The 15,919-nt window shown below is 40.6% G+C and carries 15 protein-coding genes; 4 read left to right on the top strand and 11 right to left on the bottom strand.

Annotated features, from left to right (window positions below; genetic code table 11):
• Positions 1–744 precede the first annotated feature (744 nt).
• On the top strand, positions 745–1,557 hold the full coding sequence (locus tag LEP1GSC190_RS17730) for an acyl-CoA desaturase (RefSeq protein WP_002749561.1): 813 nt from the start codon (positions 745–747) through the stop codon (positions 1,555–1,557).
• A gap of 63 nt (positions 1,558–1,620) precedes the next feature.
• On the opposite strand, the gene LEP1GSC190_RS17725 is transcribed toward LEP1GSC190_RS17730, so the two are convergent.
• Together LEP1GSC190_RS17725 and LEP1GSC190_RS17720 are read right to left on the bottom strand one after the other, a co-directional pair.
• The gene (locus LEP1GSC190_RS17725; protein WP_002749226.1) at positions 1,621–2,496 is read right to left on the bottom strand and encodes an LIC13305 family lipoprotein; all 876 of its coding nucleotides are present in this window, start codon (positions 2,494–2,496) and stop codon (positions 1,621–1,623) included.
• Positions 2,497–2,660: 164 nt separating this feature from the next.
• Entirely contained in the window at positions 2,661–3,128 is a 468-nt protein-coding gene (locus LEP1GSC190_RS17720; protein WP_002749650.1) for a hypothetical protein, read from the bottom strand.
• Positions 3,129–3,714: 586 nt separating this feature from the next.
• On the opposite strand from LEP1GSC190_RS17720, the gene LEP1GSC190_RS17715 reads away from it, so the two are divergent.
• Together LEP1GSC190_RS17715 and LEP1GSC190_RS17710 are read left to right on the top strand one after the other, a co-directional pair.
• Positions 3,715–4,614 carry an NAD(+)/NADH kinase gene (locus tag LEP1GSC190_RS17715; RefSeq protein WP_002764086.1) on the top strand — a complete coding sequence of 300 codons (900 nt, stop codon included), beginning with the start codon at positions 3,715–3,717 and terminating at the stop codon, positions 4,612–4,614.
• Positions 4,611–4,952 (top strand): STAS domain-containing protein, encoded by a 342-nt coding sequence (locus tag LEP1GSC190_RS17710; RefSeq protein WP_002749596.1) that lies wholly within the window; start codon positions 4,611–4,613, stop codon positions 4,950–4,952. The genes LEP1GSC190_RS17715 and LEP1GSC190_RS17710 overlap by 4 nt, the downstream gene beginning before the upstream one ends.
• 4 nt (positions 4,953–4,956) lie before the next feature.
• Here the strand turns inward: LEP1GSC190_RS17710 and LEP1GSC190_RS17705 are convergent, their stop codons facing one another.
• On the bottom strand, positions 4,957–6,573 hold the full coding sequence (locus LEP1GSC190_RS17705) for a PhoX family protein (protein ID WP_002749222.1): 1,617 nt from the start codon (positions 6,571–6,573) through the stop codon (positions 4,957–4,959).
• Between the two features lie 459 nt (positions 6,574–7,032).
• Between LEP1GSC190_RS17705 and LEP1GSC190_RS17695 the strand changes: the two genes are divergently transcribed.
• Positions 7,033–7,533, top strand: a complete 501-nt coding sequence (locus LEP1GSC190_RS17695; protein WP_002749260.1) for a hypothetical protein — start codon at positions 7,033–7,035, stop codon at positions 7,531–7,533.
• On the opposite strand, the gene LEP1GSC190_RS17690 is transcribed toward LEP1GSC190_RS17695, so the two are convergent.
• From LEP1GSC190_RS17690 to LEP1GSC190_RS17655, 8 genes are read right to left on the bottom strand one after another with little or no spacing between them, the layout of a single operon-like run.
• Entirely contained in the window at positions 7,514–8,086 is a 573-nt protein-coding gene (locus tag LEP1GSC190_RS17690) for a hypothetical protein (protein ID WP_002749491.1), read from the bottom strand. The two genes, LEP1GSC190_RS17695 and LEP1GSC190_RS17690, sit on opposite strands and share 20 nt — an antisense overlap.
• Before the next feature lie 18 nt (positions 8,087–8,104).
• A complete protein-coding gene (gene htpG / locus LEP1GSC190_RS17685) occupies positions 8,105–9,928 on the bottom strand; it encodes a molecular chaperone HtpG (RefSeq protein WP_002749285.1) in 1,824 nt (607 codons plus the stop codon).
• The gene (locus tag LEP1GSC190_RS17680; protein WP_002749630.1) at positions 9,925–11,565 is read right to left on the bottom strand and encodes a BatD family protein; all 1,641 of its coding nucleotides are present in this window, start codon (positions 11,563–11,565) and stop codon (positions 9,925–9,927) included. The genes htpG and LEP1GSC190_RS17680 overlap by 4 nt, the downstream gene beginning before the upstream one ends.
• Positions 11,559–12,251: a TPR repeat-containing protein BatC gene (gene batC / locus LEP1GSC190_RS17675; protein ID WP_002749557.1), complete on the bottom strand. Its 693-nt coding sequence runs from the start codon at positions 12,249–12,251 to the stop codon at positions 11,559–11,561. Before batC ends, LEP1GSC190_RS17680 begins: the two co-directional genes overlap by 7 nt.
• Positions 12,248–13,291 (bottom strand): VWA domain-containing protein BatB, encoded by a 1,044-nt coding sequence (batB, locus tag LEP1GSC190_RS17670; protein WP_002749406.1) that lies wholly within the window; start codon positions 13,289–13,291, stop codon positions 12,248–12,250. Before batB ends, batC begins: the two co-directional genes overlap by 4 nt.
• Positions 13,288–14,226 (bottom strand): VWA domain-containing protein BatA, encoded by a 939-nt coding sequence (batA, locus tag LEP1GSC190_RS17665; RefSeq protein ID WP_002749492.1) that lies wholly within the window; start codon positions 14,224–14,226, stop codon positions 13,288–13,290. Before batA ends, batB begins: the two co-directional genes overlap by 4 nt.
• A complete protein-coding gene (locus LEP1GSC190_RS17660; protein WP_002749589.1) occupies positions 14,223–15,092 on the bottom strand; it encodes an LB_053 family protein in 870 nt (289 codons plus the stop codon). Before LEP1GSC190_RS17660 ends, batA begins: the two co-directional genes overlap by 4 nt.
• A complete protein-coding gene (locus LEP1GSC190_RS17655; RefSeq protein WP_002749431.1) occupies positions 15,089–15,919 on the bottom strand; it encodes a DUF58 domain-containing protein in 831 nt (276 codons plus the stop codon). Before LEP1GSC190_RS17655 ends, LEP1GSC190_RS17660 begins: the two co-directional genes overlap by 4 nt.

Genomic DNA, 15,919 nt, shown 5'->3' with positions numbered 1-15,919 from the left:
CATTTTCTCGGTAAAAATCAAACAGGTTTTTAACAAAACACCTTAAAACTCAAAGTTGATTCTAAAACTATACAATAAAATATATATATTGTGGTGATAAAAACTGTTGCTTTTAATCGTATATCGGAAAAGTTTCAAGTTCTTTTTTGTGCCGATATTTTGTCGGAAGAACCATTCCCAAAAAAACAAATCACTAAAAATTTAGCCAAAGTCTGAAAAGCCATTATATAGTTATTACTGATAGTCAGACAACCAGGCAAATATAACCCAGTGTATAACAGGAATTGTGCTAAAGCTGACATCACTCCATTGTAAGCGCCAGTAATAAAACGTAGTAGTTCCTACAAATTACGTCTCCTTGGAAGTTTATAAGTTTTTAAATCGTCTTTCCACCGTTACATCATAAAGCTCTGTACAATAAAATGCCTAAACAGCGGACTTGCCTTAAAACTAAAGACACTTATTGCGTATAGATTTAGTAGGTGCTTTCTAATTTTGGAACAAATTTATATTCCGAGGTTTTTAAGACAGACTCTCAATTTTGCAAAGTGAGTCCCGCATTTTTAGAGAAAAAACCTCAGAGAGGGCAACACCCTCAAATTAAAACCTGGAATTTGGTTGCTCATTTCCCGAAAAACAGACCCAAAAGATCAGAAAATTTCTCTTTTTTCAAAATAATTCGCAACTTTCCTGCAACCTGCACAGTGCAAACCACTCATAGTATTCAACAGGAGTTAATACCAAATGGTGATTATTCTATCTTTTTTTATCGGGCATTGGTTCTTATCGGCTTTTGTCCAATCGTTCTTTCTACACAGATACGCGGCCCACGCAATGTTTAAGATGAATAAGTTTTGGGAAAAGTTTTTTCACATTTTCACTTGTGTGGCTCAAGGCTCCTCGTTCTTAAATCCGCGCGCTTATGCAATCATGCATAGACAACACCATGCATACAGCGATACCGGAAAAGATCCCCATTCTCCGGTGGCCTCTAAAGGTTTTTTGGACATGATGTGGAAAACCGCACTCAATTATGAAGCAATCTTAGACAAAAAAGCGAATGTAGAAAAAGAATTTAGAGGTAACTACCCCGAGTGGCCGGCAATCGATAGACTCAGTGATTCCTGGACTTTCAGATTGTTTTGTGGAACCCTTTACACGTTATTCTATCTTTATTTTGTTCCTGAAGGACAGTACGGATGGTATCTGCTACTTCCAATCCACTGGGTGATGGGACCTCTTCACGGTGCAATCGTAAACTGGTGCGGGCATATGTACGGTTATAGAAACCATAAAAAAAATCCGGACAATTCAAAGAACACTCTGTTTGTGGACTTTATGATAGCAGGCGAATTGTATCAAAACAATCACCATGCTCATCCTAATTCTCCGAACTTTGCGTTCCGCTGGTTCGAACTGGATCTTACATATCAAGTAATGAAGGTCCTTCATTTATTAAAAATCATCAAAATCCAAAGAGCAATTTGGACCGCAAAAGGAAAAAAAGTGCTTCGCGGATCCGACGTTCCTATCGAATCGACATCCGTAGCAGCCTAAGCGTAAGCGAACAGTCCTAAGACAAAGCCCGCGGCAAACCCCAGGTGCGTGGGCTTTTTTTGCTCAGCTGCAATCCCGTTCAGCTTGAGACATTCTGACCTTCCACTCCGTATTCTCCGCGCCCGCAAACGGCCAAAATTGTTTCCATTCCGAGACCGTCTTACGAACCTTTGCAGCAACGATCGCATCGTTTTGACAGATTTGAACCAATTGATTGTTAGCGGCTTGTGGCCCCATGATTACCATTCCGATTTCCGCTCGATCCTCTAAATGATTTAGAGTCGCGTAATAGGACACAAAACCCCGAATAGGATTCGAAATACGAAGAATACTATCTTGCGGATTGTAGTTGTGATTTCCGTATTGAAATCCCGGATGATTCAACCTCTCCCATTCCGGATCAGACAAGATATGCCATGAGTTACGACGATCCACTGAATGTGTCAGTTCGTGGCTGATCACCCGCCGAGGATCATAATTGTAATAATAATCAAAATAATTTACGTAGGTACTACCATTGAATACTTGTCGGTTGGCATTGGATGCAATTCCATCCCATACGCTTAAAAAAATAAATGGTAACATAGGATTGACCGCTCCAGCCTGAAGGTTACCCAAAATTGTTAAGTTTCTACAGAGAACTATGCTTTCCGCACCCGCTTTGATCCAATATCCCCTCGGATACCTGGCAATTTCTCTTTTTAATCTTTCCACAAAAAAATTAACGTCTTCGTCGGAATAACTCAGATCACAATCAACCGGAAATCCCTGTAGCGTATGGGTAATGATTTGTACATCACGATCGTAGTTCTCCGCTCGATCGGGAGGTTGCAACAAGGCTACCGAGAGTAAAAGATCGGGGTCGATTTCATTCTTTTTCTCGTTACAAGCAACTAATGAAATTAAAATCAAAAAAAAGAAAACAAATCTTATCTTCATAACAAGCACTCCAGACCGAATACAATCACTTAGCAAACGATCGTACGGTCTTTAAAGTGCCAAAATTTTTCGATTTTCCACGGCTTGAGATCGAATTTACAATACAAAAGTCGGAGCCAAAACAGAAATCTTTGAAAACTCAAAAGGATACTTTCAAGAGCAGTTTATTTCAAACCTTTCAGGTCTTTGAGAATTTCCTCTTCGTAATTTTTTTTCAGACGATCCAGAAACCCGTCCCCCAACGGAATCTTATCGTTGAGGATAAGGGAGAACAAGTCGTTTAACAATTCTCTTTCGTCAAAACCGACGAACAACCACTCTAGAAGCTCCAGCGCAAGATCCATTCTTTCTTCGATTTTGATCATATTACGAAATTCTTGTTTGATTTCTTCTTCCTGATTCTCTCTCAAAAGATTCCGGATTTTTTCCGGATAAAGATTGAGCAAGGTTTGTTTTTTCGCGTTAGGAGTGAATACGAAATGATTACGACCCGAAGGAAGATGCGACAAGATCGCTTCTTCTGCGGTTTGAGAAGAAACACCACTTTCTAAGAGAGTTTTTAAGAATACTTCTCCCAGTAAAAAATCCCGAAAGGGATAAAAAGGGAATCCGGAATTTACATCCGAACTCATTCTTTTTCGATCTCCAATTGTTTACAAACTTTTTCAGAAAAGTTTTCGAATTTTGAAAACGTGGCTTTTTTTGTAAGTTCGAAAAAACAGAACACGACTTTGTAATATTCGTCTTTGTGAAAAAAATAAAATTCGGATTTTTTCATTAGGGTTTTAATTTGATTTCTTTGGAAGCTACGACCGTTACTGTAACCGAAAAGAATCGATTCTTTTTCGTAATTGATAGAAAAGTAACAGGTGGTTTTTTCAAGATATCATTCCCCACGATTTTTTCTAGAAAAACTCTGGCATAATACAAAACAAACCGTACTTTCTATGAGCCGTTCGAATTTTCCTTTTTCTCGATCCGATTTTTGGATTTGTTGTTTTTCCAGGGGCACAAAACCTTTTATTAACATAACGAAATTTTCACGTTTCCGATTGTCAAACCGGCAGATTTCTAGACTAACCTTTAATGTTATAGGTTCAAGTGATAATTCGGCTTTGGTATGGAAAAAACAAAATGAGTATCTTCAATCCCGAGCTTTCTTTGAAAAAATCTCGATCATTTGAAACCAAATTCATTTCTTGTATTTGGATCATTTTCATGTCCCTAGAAAAATTAAAGGCAACCAAACGAGTCCTCATTTTAGGCAAACGAACCAAGTTCGAGTTGGACTTGGAAGAATGGGGATCACTCCAAAAGATCCAAAAAATTTACAAGATCCAAAACGATTCTTTTGCAAGGATCCACGAATCCCACTTAAGACAACTTTCCAATCGAGAAACTCTCAAACGTCTCTTTCCAAACAGCACCTTTATCTTCCGAAAAGATATGGATCGCAATCCTCCTTCCGATTATGATCTCGTGATCGCTTTGGGCGGAGACAATCATTTCACGTTCGTCGCGCACCATGCCGTGGATACGCTCGTTTTGGGATGTAATTCAGATCCCCCTACATCTGTCGGAGCACTTCTTTCTTTTCATGTAGAAGATATTAAAAAAGCCCTTGAGACAAATTGGGAGGATGCGATCATTGAAAAGTGGCCCTTGATTGAAGTCAAAATATACTATCCGAACGGAAGGAATGTCAGCACTCTACAAGGAATCAGCGAAATTTCGATCCGAAATAATAGCCCCGATTTAACCAGCAGATTTCTGATCTGCCACGGCAACAAAATGGAAGAACAAAAATGTTCGGGACTTCTAGTTTATACGGGAGCGGGCTCTACCGGCTGGGTTATGTCCTGTGAAAATACGGACACAAGTTTCGACAAACAATCTCCTTTTTTCAAAGTCTACTGCAGAGAACTTAGAAAAAAGGAACATACTCAGTATACTCTGGACCATTTTATGGTCGCCGATAGTTTCAGTCTAATTTCGGAAATGAAAGGAGGAATTTCGATCGATTCTCTTGCGGAAACGATTTACGATTTTCCGCCGGGTGCAAAAGCTGAATTTAGTCTCTCTAAAAAAAAATTACACGTAGTGGTTCGTAAATTATGAGTCAATTGAACATCAAAAAGAAAGAGATCTCGTCCGAAATTTTCGTTTATATGCTCGACGGTAGATTGGATGAAAATAGTTTCACTGATTTTAAAAGTGAGGTCATCGACCCTCCACATCCGAACGCTGTGATTCTGAACTTAAGCGAACTCAAATACATTTCTAGTTCGGGTATACGTTCTATCTTCGAACTGAGATACAAACTTTTAAACGACGGTAAAAAACTATTTTTGACGGAAGCTTCCGACAAAGTAATTCAGATCTTCAATCTTTTAGGGCTTTGGAAACCTTTCACTCACTTTATCACGGAAACAGAAGCGATCGCAGCGGCCAAGTAATCGATCACTTTAAATAAATTGCAACTACTCCGGATCTTGGCATGGAGTTTCCTCCGTGAGGCCAACGGCTCGTGGGATTTCGATAATCCTTCGTGGTTTCTCCCGGATGTTGAACGGAAAGAAATAACTCCTTTTGATCCGGAGCGAACCAGAGTCCTGTAAGCTCCGCTCCGATCGGAGAAGAAGCGAATTGAAGCGCCCTACCGGCATCTGGGCCTTGGGTCCGAATTACAAACAATCCGTTGTTTCCAAATTTCTTATATACGGATCTGTTTAAGTTCTTATCGGAAATATCGGTCACGATCCAGAGATTTCCTTTTTTATCAAACGCAAGATTGTCGGGAGCAGCAAATCCCGAACCCGCTCCCCCCGCAACAAACACTTCAAAATCGAATTCCAGGCCCGCGTGGTCCCCAGACTTTTCCCGGATGCGGAGAATTTGTCCGAATAAATTTCCGTGTCTGTCATTGTTGGTCATCGCGATAAAAACCGTGCCGTCCAAGGGATGAATCTCTATGTCCTCTGGACGATCCATTGGAGTCGCACCGCAAATTTTAGCGGCGCTCCTACAATGAACGAGAACGTCCGCTTGGGTTTCAAAGCATCTATCACCGTTTTCTTTTTTATAATTTCTTAATGTTTCGTTCAATTCCAAATCCAGAGGAATCCAAATGCCCTTATCGAAGTCCGCCGCATACAAAATTCCCGCTTCGAGTAAGGAGGAATTTGCCGCTCCCAGAGACGGAACGTAAGAATTCTTGGATACAAACTTATAGACACATTCATCACGAGTGTCGTCCCCCATATAAACCACGATTTTACCGGAGGGAGACAAGACAAGCGCCGCGTTCTCGTGGGCAAATCGTCCCAAGGCGGTATGTTTGACCGGAACGGATTTGGGATCGAACGGATCCACCTCGATCACCCAGCCGTAATGGGTTTCGTGCGGAAGTTTGCAGGGTTCTATAACCCATTCCACATTCTCTTCACATGAAAGAACGGTATTCCAAAAAGTAACACCTCCCGCGCAGTTCGAAAACGTACCGAAAACCTTGTTCGTATTTCCCACCGCTCTACTTCCGGCCGCGGGACCCGTTAGACGAAACTCTGTAAGTCCATTGATTCTTCTTCCGTAAGAAGAATCGGGAAAAAGAGTCCAGTCCCCATTTTTTTTTGCGATTCGAATTACGGAACCACCCAACGCATACAAATATTGTTCGATCTGTTTGTCCGTTCTCTCGTTGGGTCCTTGTTTCTGGCTGTCGTATCCGTTCACATAGTATTCCAAAACTCCGAGAGTCTCGTGGTTATTCCAGAGAAGTCCTACATCCTTCTTATCCTCAAAAGGGAAAAAACAATTGAAGTCAGAATTGAAACCGAACGTATCCCCTTGAGGATTCATTCTATCTCCGTAAAGAGCGATTGTGTTATACCGATAACCGGGAGGTAAGATCAACGAATCTTGCTCGCTCGGAGAAATCGGTTGAAATCGCTCATTCGGTTTGGAACGAAGAGAAGACTTCGATTTCGGAGCAGCTGAAAGAATTCCGGATTTTGCAATCGCCAACGCGGACGCGCCCTTCCCTAAATACTGCAAGAATTGAGATCTGGACAGATTCATACGTCGAACTTTTCAGAATTAAAAAAGATCGCTATCCTGAATTTCCGAGAATGTAACGGAATACAGTCAAAAACTTCCAAAAGACCCCTAGGCCATTCATATTCAAAATCGAATTCCTCATTGTTTCGTTTATCAATACAAAGCAAAATATAAAAACGAAATTGAATCCACTTTTCCGTATTGATTATTCAAAAATAATCCACCTTCTGCTATTGATTTTTCGAATTTTGTTGCTGAGTAAATATTTTCGAGTTTCGTTCGAACAATTCTTGCTCCATAAATTGAATACTCTTTCTTCACTTCTCGAAGCAAACGAACTAAACAGTAATTTTTACCAAAAAAACCGATCTTGAAGAATTTTTAACTCTCAACCTTTATACCGAATTCACGTTCTTTTATCTGGTTGTAATAATCCGATGAAATCAGAAACTATCCGGATAGAACTCCATTTTTGTTTCTATGAATTTTACTTTTAATTCCACTCCGTTTTATAAAATACTTTTCGCGATCGGATTCGGCTCGATCTCATTCTTTTTTCCATTTTATCTCATCGTCTCCAGCGAAAACAAACACCTGGACCAAGTTTATCGAAGTTTGAGAGAACCCGGTCCGACTGTTTTTGGAACCCTTACAGAATCGATTCGTATAGAAAAGCCGGGAAGAAGAGCTTACCTCGTTTCGTATAGGGTTCCCGACGAATTCGGAAAGTTATACGAAATCACAGAACAAGTGGATGAGAATCTACATAAAAGACTTCGGGTCGGAGATAGCATAGAAGTACGTAGACAAACTTTCGAAACTTTCGGAAAAATTCAAGTTCTGGCGAGAATTAAAAAGAATTCTCTTTTTATAAATGATTTCGACTTTTTAGAAATGTTCTCAATGATAGGACTTTGTTTTTCAGGAATTCTACTCGCAACCGGACTTTATTATCGTATTTTCAAGGATCGGGTAGCTTGATAAAAAAAGGGTTTTCTTTTTGAAAGATCAACTGTATCTGATACGGTTCCATGACGTACCGTGAAGGATTCATTTCGTACGAGATATATAAGAAATACTTATCATAAATTACGATATACATATATTCTTGAAATCGAATATGTTGCATCTGATTTCGGATCCCGCGCATCCAAATAGAATCCGCCCAAACTCTCTCATAGCGAATATTCGTCGCTTTGATCTGTTTGAAATAATCAGGTGACAGAGAAGGCTCCCTTCTCCTAAGTTCGAGCTTAAAAGAACGGATTAAGTTATATTCCAGCTTCGCTTTTTCAAGGGCATCTACGTCTGGGATGGTGCGGAAGTAATATTCATAATATTCCTTATCGAGAGCGGCGGCGTTTTTTTTATGAATATCTTCACTTTCCTCCAAAACCGGTCCGGAGATGGAAGATTGTGCATTTTGAGCGAATAATACATTTTTGCCAAAAAGCAAGAGAACCAAGAGTAGTTGTATCCGAAGCCGATCCATAAAACGCACACTATATGTATCGGACCGACTTCGAAATTCCAAGTCTTTTTTCCGGGTTTTTCAAGAAGCGCTTAACTCTTCCAAAGTTTCCGTAGTTCGTTTTAAATATTCGGAAAATTCGGCTTCCCCAAATATTTTAGAAGAAAGAAGAGCCATATCGTATACGGTTCGGGCCAACTTATCCGCCTTAGCCGAACGAATTCCTTTGGATAACCCTAAAATATTCTTCACGAGAGCGGAACGAGTATTGATTACAAGAGTATGATTCTTTAAAAGATCAAGTGGATTTTGACCACCCATCATATTCATCTCGCTCAATCTGCGGAGATGTTCTGGAAGAAGAACAACCGCCGGAACGCCTTCCGCTTTGAGAGGCTCCGCCTTAATTTCAAGTCCGTCCCGCTTTAGAATTTTCTCGAAAAATTCTTTGATCCGGTCCGCCTCGGTCTTGTTATCCGAGTCAACAATCGAAGAAGAATGTTCCTGATCCACAACCCCGTCCGCAAGTTCCGAATCCACCCTTTGAAATTTCATGTCCGGATTTTTAGATTCCAAAAATTGAATAAAATGAGAATCGATTCTAGAATCGACTAAAATCGCCTCAAGCCCTTGAGATTTAAGCAGATCCATATATACGGAGGAAGTTTCTAAGGCGTAAAATACCTTCCCGTTGTTTTTTTCCTTGTTTTTATTCCAATAATCTTCAAGACGAATGATTTCCCCGTTCGAAGTCTTAAAAAACACAAGATCCTTTGCTGCGTCATAGAACTTGTCGTCGGTCAACATTCCGTATTTTACGAAAATGGAAATTTCGTCCCAGTTCTTTCTAAATTCCTCCTCGCTCTTTTTAAACTCCTCGTTCAAACGATCGGCAACTTTTTTCACGATATGCGCGGAGATTTTTTTCACCAAAGGATCGCTTTGTAGATACGAACGGGAAACGTTCAGAGGCAGATCGGGAATATCAATTGTTCCTTTGAGTACAGTTAAAAACTTAGGAACCAAGTCGTTGGCATCATCGCTTACAAATACGTGATTACAGTAGAGTTTGATTCCGGATTGATTCACATCCAGTTCGTGTTTTAATTTAGGAAAATATAATATCCCCTGTAGACGGAACGGATAATCCACGTTTAAATGAACGTGAAAGAGAGGTTCTCCCGAAAAAGGGAAGAGATAGTTATAAAATTCCTCGTATTTTTCCTTAGTTACAGAAGAAGGTGTTTCGGACCAAAGAGGAGTTTGTTTGTTGGCTTGCTCGTTTTTTACGTAAATTGGAACGGGTAAAAAATCGCAGTATTTACGGATCAGTTCCTTGAGTTTCCATTGATCCAAATATTCTCCAGAATCTCCGTCGAGATAGAGGGTGATTTTAGTGCCTCTTGCAGTTTTATCCGAAGAACGCAAAGAAAACTCGGTTCCGGACTCGCTTTCCCAAATTACTCCAGTAGAATCTTTTTTATACGACTTGGTTTCTATAATTACCTTCGTGGAAACCATAAAGCAGGAATAAAAACCGAGTCCGAAATGTCCGATAATTTCGGGTTTAGTCCCTTCCCCTTGAAATTTTTTTACGAACTCTTCCGCACTGGAAAACGCGATTTGATTGATGTACTTTTGAACCTCTTCGGAACTCATTCCGATTCCATTGTCTTCGATCGTGAGAATTCTTTTTTCCTGATCGAATTCAAGATCGATTCTATAATCGGTACCTCCTTCAAATTCCTCGGAGAACGCTATTTTTTTTAACTTAGTGATCGCGTCGTTTGAGTTGGACACCAGTTCTCGGATAAAAATATCTTTTTCGGAATAAAGCCATTTTTTAATGATCGGAAAGATGTTTTCCGTCTCCACGGAAATTTTTCCTTTGATTTCTTCGCTCATAGAGTTCTCTCCTTTATATGTTTTAAAATACGATTTGCAATACGAAGCAGTGTCGTTTTGTCCTTGAGGTTCAACCGAAGTGCAAATTCCGAATAACCAAGCTCGGCTCCGGAAATTTCTACGAGGAAGGAAACATCCGTTTCGGGGATCCCCTTGGAAAGCAGAAACTGTCTTAATACAAAGCCTCTTTTAGATCCCATTTGTAAGTCAAGTTCTTTTAAAATCGGAGCCCCGAAGATCGGGAAAAGAACCGGAAGCGATATGAGAAAAGTTGAATCCGATTTTTGAACACGAAACCAAATTGCAACGATCGCAACCAGTAAAAATCCGAAAGCGAAAAACAAAACTCGTATTTTTCTCTCTTCGGAAATCGAACTTGAAGATTCCGCACCTTTAGATTCCTTTTTCGCCCGAGCAACGTTTACCGATGGAATCTGAAGAGAAATAGTTTTGTAACTTCCTGAATCCGGATTGAAAAAAACGAAGTCCCTCGGCTCTTGTTTCCAGACTCCAACCGTTTCCATCGGAATTCCGTATTCAAAACGAGCAATGGAATAAAAACCGTAACCGCCATTTTTCAGTTCGGTAAATTTCCAAGACTTAGATGTGTCATATAACGTAAATTTCGAAGAGCAATTCTTTTCTTCTTTGCAAGTAGAAAGAGGCTCCGTAACGGAGGAAAGATTACCTTCTCCTTCGATGACAACGCTCAGATATAAAGTGCTTCCCGTTTCGATCGTATTAAGGTCATTTTCAATTTTTACACGAGCTTTGAATTCTCCGACACCTCCGCTGAAATTCCCTTCGAATTTCGGAAGTTCCTTTACACGAATCCGACTCGGTGTCGTGGTAACGGTTTTCATATCAAAGTAAGATTGAAGTTGACCTTCCAAAGAAAACGTGGTCTTGCCTAGATGAAATTCTCCCGCACGGAGAGGAACCAAGGAATAGATTTCTTTGTTATATACGGCGACGTCGTAAATGTTTCTTTCATATAAAACTTGATCGGGAACTTTTACAGCGACACCAGAAAGGACTTCGCTCCGGAAGTAGGGAAACTGAATCGAATCGGCTGGATTTCGATCAAAGTAAGGCTTACGCACATCCCTATAATACAACGTAAAATAACCGATGATCGGCTCTCCGATCCAGGCTTCTTTTTTACTCGTTTGAAAAATCACTTTTAAATCCGCGTTTTCGGGCAAATCCTCTTCTTCAAACTGAAAGAAACGATCGAAAAAAGTCCCTCCCCTCCTTGCAGTTTTAGATCTTTCAAGCACTTGAATCTGAAAAGGGTCGGAAACAAACTTTTTACCATTCACCTCTATACTCACGCGGGGAAGTGTAAAAACTCCTTGTCTTGAAGCCTTAATCCTGAACTTTAAAAGTCTTTTTCTAAAAACTTGAAAGTTGATGATCGTAGTGTTTTCTTCCGAGCCCGCATAAAAGACGGAAATATCTCCGCTGGAAAAAGAATTCTGAGGAATCGAAACCCTGGAGCCCATGTTCATTTCGAAAACCACATAGGATTCCTCTCCGAGATGAAACGTGTTTCGCGTAACGTAGAATTTTGTTTCTTCCGCCGCAAGAGATCCGGCCCAAAACAAAAAAGATAAAACCCAGAATCTCTTCACCAAAAAACCTCTCTATCCCGGCTTTTCCCGCTCTTTCTACGAACCTTATTCAGATCCAAAGAATCCAAGATCCTTTTTGTTTCCTCTTCAGTGAGACGACTACCCGCAGATCCTTCCTTTTGACCCTTTTCGATTGGCGAATTTCCACTCTTCGAGTTATCCTTGCGATTTTGAGATTGGTTTTGAGAGGAAAAGTCCTTCGAGTTCTTAGGTTGGCTCTGGGAATTAGAATCGGGGGAATTCTGAGGCGGCATTTTACGGAGGTATTCTAAATTTTTTCTTGCTTCTTTTAAATCGGGCTTCAGCTTCAAAGCTTTGATAAATTCTTCCGCCGCTTTTTTGCGGTCTCCAGCAAGCATATAACCATTTCCTAAATTGAATCTGGACTTCCATTGAACTTCGGGAGAGGGAGAATTAGCGGCTTTTTCGAAATGACGAATCGCCTTATCTATGTTACCAGACTTGAATTCCGCCGCACCACGATTGAATTCTAATCTAGAATCTTCCGGAAAATAAGACTCCGCTTCCTGATACATCTTCAAAGAGTCGAGATATTCCCCCTGATTGTAGTATTCCAGTCCTTCGGCGATCCGATTTCCTCCCGGATCCAATTCGATCGCGAGCAAGGAGTCGACAAAAATAAAACAAATTATAATTACCAAATATTCTAATGTACGAATTTGTTTCATATTCTAACTTCCGATTTCCGTATAGAAAACAGGAAAAATTCCACCAAAATCCAATCCAATAATAGAAAAAAAATGGCCATAAACAAAAATTTACCGGAACCTTCCGCACGTTTCAATTCCTTACTTCTGGAATACAGATTCTCTTCCAAAGAAAAAATTTGCTTTTGAAAAGACGTTACGTCTGGAGGATTTGAATCCAAAGAATAAAAAGTTCCGTCGTTTTTACTCGCAAGTTCCTTTAAAAAGGTCCGATTCATCTTGGAATGTATGATTCCGGGGGAATTTAAGTCTGGCGTCAGAGTTCCATCTTTCAAAAGAAAACCTTTTAAACCAGAATTTTCGTCGTTATAAGCGATCGGACCACCCGCCTGCGTCCCGGCCGCCCACACTTGAAAACTGGCCGGAAAAGAAACGGGATCGGGATCGTTCTGATCTTCTCCGTCCGTTACCAAAATCAAAATTCGATTCCGGAAAACTTTTTCGGATCCAAGCAATGCATCCGCTTTCAAGAACGCCCGATTCAAATCCGTCCCCCGGTCCCCGACCATGTCCACATCCAAACCGCGCACGTAATCCGAAAAGGCGGAAACGTCCGAAGTCATCGGACAATATAAAAACGGATTTCCGGCAAAGACGATCATCCCGAACCGATTTCCGGAAAGAGCAGGCAACATACGCAATAACACTTCTTTGAACCTTGCCAATCGGGTCGGAGGACTATCAATGGCTTGCATGGAAAGGCTTACGTCCACTAGGAAAAGTATATCGACTCCTTTGAAAGATTCCTCTTCTTTTTCGTCCCTGGTTTCAGTTTTCAGACCACTAAAAAAGAAACATACCAAGGTCGCAAAAATCAACAGAATTCTTACAAACACAAAACGAGTATCAGGAAAAGAGGAAGTCCTCTCCAAACCAGGATAAAAAACTCTCCATTCTTTTATTTTATAAATCAGGAATATTCTAAGTATGGAATATATGATCCACACGAATACGAGAGCTATAAATAGATTTTTTAAATAAGGGGAAAACTCGTAATTCATACGTAATACCTGAGAAAAAAAGCCCGTAACATCAGATCCAAAAGTAAAACGGCAAGGGCTCGGTAAAGCCAAATCTCATACTCGGTTTCCCGAATTTCCCGAGGGGGAGCCTGCAAAGGATCTTTTTCAAGAGAATCAATCGAAGCAAGAACCGCTTTCATTTCCTCCGGATCTTCCGCCCGAAAAAACTTACCGCCTGTGCTTGCAGAAAGTTCTCGTAGAATCTCAAAATTGATTTCGTAAGAACCATCTTCTTTTCCGATTCCAACAGAATAGATTTTTACGCCGATATGTTCCGCAAGATCCGTCGCAGTTACAGGATCAATTTTACCCGTATTGGAAACGCCGTCCGTGATCAGCACGATCACTTTAGAGCGAGCTTGAGAAGCTCTCAATCGATACGTGGAAAGTATGATCGCATCCCCGATCGCAGTCCCTTGCTCCGCTACCGTCTCCTCTTCGATCGTTCCTAAAATTTCGTTCAGGGATTCCCGGTCGCCCGTAAGAGGAGCTTGCAGATACGCCGCACCCGCAAAAACGACCAACCCTAAACGATCGTTTTTTCTTTTGTCGATAAATCTTCTAAGTAATTTTTTGGAAACGCCAAGTCTTGTCTCCGGAAGAAAATCTCGACTTCGGGACATGGAACCCGAAACATCCAGGGCGATCATGACATCGACTCCCTCCTTTTCATCGGGAAGAAAAGTCGTTTTTTTACCGGGTCCAGCAAGCGCAACAACCACCAAACTGATCGCAATCGGGCGAAGTATAGGCAAGAACCTTCCGAAATCCTCGAACTTAGAAAGCACCCCTTCCCTTCTACCGGGAAGTCGAACCTCCATTTTTTTTAAGTACATTTTGTTTTTGTAATATATAAACGCCCAAACCCAAACAGGAATACAAAGAAGAAATGCGTAAGGATATTCAAAACTCATTTCTTATCCCAAACCCCTCGCCAGTGTAGAAACTTTTTTTCCGCCTCTTCCTTAGATAAAAACGTGTTTTCGGGTCTAAATTTTTTTTCGGTTAAATACAATCTCCAAAACTGAAGTTCTTGTTCTTCAAACGGAAACTGATCGTACAAAAAACGAAAAAGTTCCGCCTCAGTAAAAGCAGAAGTTTTTTTTCCAGAAAGGCTTGCCGACTTTTCACGGATATAACCGGATAATAACCGAGCGAAATCACGCGCAGGGACCGACGTCTGTTTCAAAAGTTCGTTCAATCGAATTTCATAGATTTCCATTCTTTCCGGAACCGACTCCGATTGGATGATCGCGTCCAGAGGCGAACTTTTACGTGTGTAGATACGATAAATATAAATTCCGAAAACGAGTAATAACACGACAAGAATAAAAAACACGAATAAATTTCTTAAATAAGGGCCCGAAAACGCCAAAGGTGGAATGATATCAGCGGGGCCCGTATCCGAATCGGGAATCGAAGACTCGATTAGAAATCGTTTTCCGGAAAATTCCTTTTTACCGTTTTTATCCGTCCAAGAAATCGGAACCGGATATTCCCCCGTAACATAAAAAACGAAGTCCACCGTAAGAGAGTTTTTTTTCTTTTCGGAATACAAAATTTCGAACCAAGGGATATCCGGAGAATCTTCCAAAAAATAAAGCTTTGTTTCCGGAAATTGGATGTCTTCGATTTCTTCGGCATCCCATTTTAATTCGTACCGGATTTTTTCGGCAATCAGCACTTTTTCTGGAGCAAGAAACTCAATCGTTTTCGCGCTTAAATCCACAGATAATATTAGAATCCAAGAATATATAATAATTCGAATACTTTTTTTCATTTTGAAAAGTACCGCATCAAGTCCTTGGTTTTCAACTCGTGTTCGGTCAGGTCCAGCAAAGAAGACTGAAAAAAGGAACGTAAAGATTTTAATTCAAATTCGGGAGAAAGACTCTTACCGAATAATCCTCCGCCGGACTCTTCCGGATCGCGTGTGTAAAAAAAGGACAATAAAGATTTAGGCGGATTCATTTCCAGGGGATCTCTGAATCGTATCGCGTGTAAAGAATAATGTTTTTTTAAACTGGAGTATTTCTTCAAGTTACGGATTCCGATAAAGTCGCTTAATAAAAAGACCTCCGCATGCCTATGGACCCGATTCTTTAGATATTGAAAGGGGAACAAAGGCTCCGATCTCCTTGGTACTAGTTTTTTATCCGAAATTTTACGCAACACCGGAAGCAATTCATTACGAGATTTTAAAAAGTCGGTTTCCCATTCCACCTTGTCACAATAAAGAATGATCTTGACTCTGTTCCCTTTTTGTACATAGAGTAAGGAAATGAGTGCAAGAACCTGGAAAGCATTTTCAGCTCGGGAACATTCCCCGGAACCCCACTCCATTGAGGAGGATATATCATAAAATAAAATTGCCTGCCTTTCCTTTTCTTCGTAAAACTCCCGCACATACAATTCTCCGAAACGAGAGGTCACGTTCCAATCAATCAGCCGAGTGTCGTCTCCGAAACTGTAGAGCCGGACATCTTTGAAATCGAGCCCTCTTCCACGTTTAGAACTTTCTGCACTCCCGATTTTTTCCTTAAAGGATCGGGATTTACGTCCCAATTCAAGGCTTGAAAGAACCGATAAGAATTCTTTACGGATCAT

It is taken from the genome of Leptospira mayottensis 200901116 (genome assembly GCF_000306675.2).
Classification (GTDB): Bacteria; Spirochaetota; Leptospiria; order Leptospirales; family Leptospiraceae; genus Leptospira; species Leptospira mayottensis.
The sequence above is the reverse complement of the archived record's forward strand: the minus strand, read 5'-3'. Positions and strand labels throughout refer to the sequence as shown.

Coding starts and splice junctions, on each gene's coding strand:
- batB (WP_002749406.1), bottom strand. CDS start 13,291: ATGAATTACGAGTTTTCCCCTTATTTAAAAAATCTATTTATAGCTCTC.
- LEP1GSC190_RS17720 (WP_002749650.1), bottom strand. CDS start 3,128: ATGAGTTCGGATGTAAATTCCGGATTCCCTTTTTATCCCTTTCGGGAT.
- batA (WP_002749492.1), bottom strand. CDS start 14,226: ATGAGTTTTGAATATCCTTACGCATTTCTTCTTTGTATTCCTGTTTGG.
- LEP1GSC190_RS17705 (WP_002749222.1), bottom strand. CDS start 6,573: ATGAATCTGTCCAGATCTCAATTCTTGCAGTATTTAGGGAAGGGCGCG.
- LEP1GSC190_RS17695 (WP_002749260.1), top strand. CDS start 7,033: ATGAATTTTACTTTTAATTCCACTCCGTTTTATAAAATACTTTTCGCG.
- batC (WP_002749557.1), bottom strand. CDS start 12,251: ATGAAACAAATTCGTACATTAGAATATTTGGTAATTATAATTTGTTTT.
- htpG (WP_002749285.1), bottom strand. CDS start 9,928: ATGAGCGAAGAAATCAAAGGAAAAATTTCCGTGGAGACGGAAAACATC.
- LEP1GSC190_RS17660 (WP_002749589.1), bottom strand. CDS start 15,092: ATGAAAAAAAGTATTCGAATTATTATATATTCTTGGATTCTAATATTA.
- LEP1GSC190_RS17715 (WP_002764086.1), top strand. CDS start 3,715: ATGTCCCTAGAAAAATTAAAGGCAACCAAACGAGTCCTCATTTTAGGC.
- LEP1GSC190_RS17725 (WP_002749226.1), bottom strand. CDS start 2,496: ATGAAGATAAGATTTGTTTTCTTTTTTTTGATTTTAATTTCATTAGTT.
- LEP1GSC190_RS17710 (WP_002749596.1), top strand. CDS start 4,611: ATGAGTCAATTGAACATCAAAAAGAAAGAGATCTCGTCCGAAATTTTC.
- LEP1GSC190_RS17655 (WP_002749431.1), bottom strand. CDS start 15,919: ATGATCCGTAAAGAATTCTTATCGGTTCTTTCAAGCCTTGAATTGGGA.
- LEP1GSC190_RS17730 (WP_002749561.1), top strand. CDS start 745: ATGGTGATTATTCTATCTTTTTTTATCGGGCATTGGTTCTTATCGGCT.